This window comes from Pseudomonas glycinis (assembly GCF_054871425.1).
Genome location: NZ_JBTYHF010000021.1, coordinates 1 through 3,331 on the forward strand (window position 1 = coordinate 1; position 3,331 = coordinate 3,331).

The following is a 3,331-nucleotide window of genomic DNA, read 5'->3' on the forward strand; positions in this document are numbered from 1 at the left end:
TGACGATGACCTACTCTCACATGGGGAAACCCCACACTACCATCGGCGATGCATCGTTTCACTGCTGAGTTCGGGATGGGATCAGGTGGTTCCAACGCTCTATGGTCGTCAAGAAATTCGGGTACTGACTCGTGACCAGATGGCCTCGCTTCAGCAAATTGGGTATGTGACAGCTTTCGGTGTTTGTGCGTTTCGAACTTTCGGTTCGTTTCGTCTTCACACACCGCAATCTGGCGCCTTTTCAGGTCAGCAAATTGCTTGGGTGTTATATGGTCAAGCCTCACGGGCAATTAGTATTGGTTAGCTCAACGCCTCACAGCGCTTACACACCCAACCTATCAACGTCGTAGTCTTCGACGGCCCTTCAGGGAACTCAAGGTTCCAGTGAGATCTCATCTTGAGGCAAGTTTCCCGCTTAGATGCTTTCAGCGGTTATCTTTCCCGAACATAGCTACCCGGCAATGCCACTGGCGTGACAACCGGAACACCAGAGGTTCGTCCACTCCGGTCCTCTCGTACTAGGAGCAGCCCCTCTCAAATCTCAAACGTCCACGGCAGATAGGGACCGAACTGTCTCACGACGTTCTAAACCCAGCTCGCGTACCACTTTAAATGGCGAACAGCCATACCCTTGGGACCGGCTTCAGCCCCAGGATGTGATGAGCCGACATCGAGGTGCCAAACACCGCCGTCGATATGAACTCTTGGGCGGTATCAGCCTGTTATCCCCGGAGTACCTTTTATCCGTTGAGCGATGGCCCTTCCATACAGAACCACCGGATCACTAAGACCTACTTTCGTACCTGCTCGACGTGTCTGTCTCGCAGTCAAGCGCGCTTTTGCCTTTATACTCTACGACCGATTTCCGACCGGTCTGAGCGCACCTTCGTACTCCTCCGTTACTCTTTAGGAGGAGACCGCCCCAGTCAAACTACCCACCATACACTGTCCTCGATCCGGATAACGGACCTGAGTTAGAACCTCAAAGTTGCCAGGGTGGTATTTCAAGGATGGCTCCACGCGAACTGGCGTCCACGCTTCAAAGCCTCCCACCTATCCTACACAAGCAAATTCAAAGTCCAGTGCAAAGCTATAGTAAAGGTTCACGGGGTCTTTCCGTCTAGCCGCGGATACACTGCATCTTCACAGCGATTTCAATTTCACTGAGTCTCGGGTGGAGACAGCGCCGCCATCGTTACGCCATTCGTGCAGGTCGGAACTTACCCGACAAGGAATTTCGCTACCTTAGGACCGTTATAGTTACGGCCGCCGTTTACCGGGGCTTCGATCAAGAGCTTCGCGTTAGCTAACCCCATCAATTAACCTTCCGGCACCGGGCAGGCGTCACACCCTATACGTCCACTTTCGTGTTTGCAGAGTGCTGTGTTTTTAATAAACAGTCGCAGCGGCCTGGTATCTTCGACCGGCATGAGCTTACGGAGCAAGTCCTTCACCCTCACCGGCGCACCTTCTCCCGAAGTTACGGTGCCATTTTGCCTAGTTCCTTCACCCGAGTTCTCTCAAGCGCCTTGGTATTCTCTACCCAACCACCTGTGTCGGTTTGGGGTACGGTTCCTGGTTACCTGAAGCTTAGAAGCTTTTCTTGGAAGCATGGCATCAACCACTTCGTCACCCAAAGGGTAACTCGTCATCAGCTCTCGGCCTTAAGATCCCGGATTTACCTAAGATCTCAGCCTACCACCTTAAACTTGGACAACCAACGCCAAGCTGGCCTAGCCTTCTCCGTCCCTCCATCGCAATAACCAGAAGTACAGGAATATTAACCTGTTTTCCATCGACTACGCTTTTCAGCCTCGCCTTAGGGACCGACTAACCCTGCGTCGATTAACGTTGCGCAGGAAACCTTGGTCTTTCGGCGTGGGTGTTTTTCACACCCATTGTCGTTACTCATGTCAGCATTCGCACTTCTGATACCTCCAGCAAGCTTCTCAACTCACCTTCACAGGCTTACAGAACGCTCCTCTACCGCATCACCCGAAGGTGATACCCGTAGCTTCGGTGTATGGTTTGAGCCCCGTTACATCTTCCGCGCAGGCCGACTCGACTAGTGAGCTATTACGCTTTCTTTAAAGGGTGGCTGCTTCTAAGCCAACCTCCTAGCTGTCTAAGCCTTCCCACATCGTTTCCCACTTAACCATAACTTTGGGACCTTAGCTGACGGTCTGGGTTGTTTCCCTTTTCACGACGGACGTTAGCACCCGCCGTGTGTCTCCCATGCTCGGCACTTGTAGGTATTCGGAGTTTGCATCGGTTTGGTAAGTCGGGATGACCCCCTAGCCGAAACAGTGCTCTACCCCCTACAGTGATACATGAGGCGCTACCTAAATAGCTTTCGAGGAGAACCAGCTATCTCCGAGCTTGATTAGCCTTTCACTCCGATCCACAGGTCATCCGCTAACTTTTCAACGGTAGTCGGTTCGGTCCTCCAGTCAGTGTTACCTAACCTTCAACCTGCCCATGGATAGATCGCCCGGTTTCGGGTCTATTCCCAGCGACTAGACGCCCTATTAAGACTCGCTTTCGCTACGCCTCCCCTATTCGGTTAAGCTCGCCACTGAAAATAAGTCGCTGACCCATTATACAAAAGGTACGCAGTCACAGAACAAAGTCTGCTCCCACTGCTTGTACGCATACGGTTTCAGGATCTATTTCACTCCCCTCTCCGGGGTTCTTTTCGCCTTTCCCTCACGGTACTAGTTCACTATCGGTCAGTCAGTAGTATTTAGCCTTGGAGGATGGTCCCCCCATATTCAGACAAAGTTTCTCGTGCTCCGTCCTACTCGATTTCATGACTAAGAGATTTTCGCGTACAGGGCTATCACCCACTATGGCCGCACTTTCCAGAGCGTTCCGCTAATCTCAAAGCCACTTAAGGGCTAGTCCCCGTTCGCTCGCCACTACTAAGGGAATCTCGGTTGATTTCTTTTCCTCAGGGTACTTAGATGTTTCAGTTCCCCTGGTTCGCCTCTTGCACCTATGTATTCAGTACAAGATAACCATCTTATGATGGCTGGGTTCCCCCATTCAGACATCTCCGGATCAAAGTCTGTTTGCCGACTCCCCGAAGCTTTTCGCAGGCTACCACGTCTTTCATCGCCTCTGACTGCCAAGGCATCCACCGTATGCGCTTCTTCACTTGACCATATAACCCCAAGCAATCTGGTTATACTGTGAAGACGACATTCGCCGAAAATTCGAATTTCTCAACTAAGAGAACTCACAAATTTTACCTTAGCCTGATCCGTTACCAGTGAAAGTAACGTTCAGTCTATCTTTCTATCACATACCCAAATTTTTAAAGAACGATCTA

Annotated in this window: 2 rRNA genes; both read right to left on the minus strand. The window is 51.2% G+C overall.

The features are described from left to right. Positions 1-113, minus strand: a 5S ribosomal RNA gene (rrf, locus tag ACYSTU_RS26945); the annotation flags it as partial. A gap of 156 nt (positions 114-269) precedes the next feature. Next, positions 270-3,163, minus strand: a 23S ribosomal RNA gene (locus ACYSTU_RS26950). Positions 3,164-3,331: the final 168 nt, after the last annotated feature.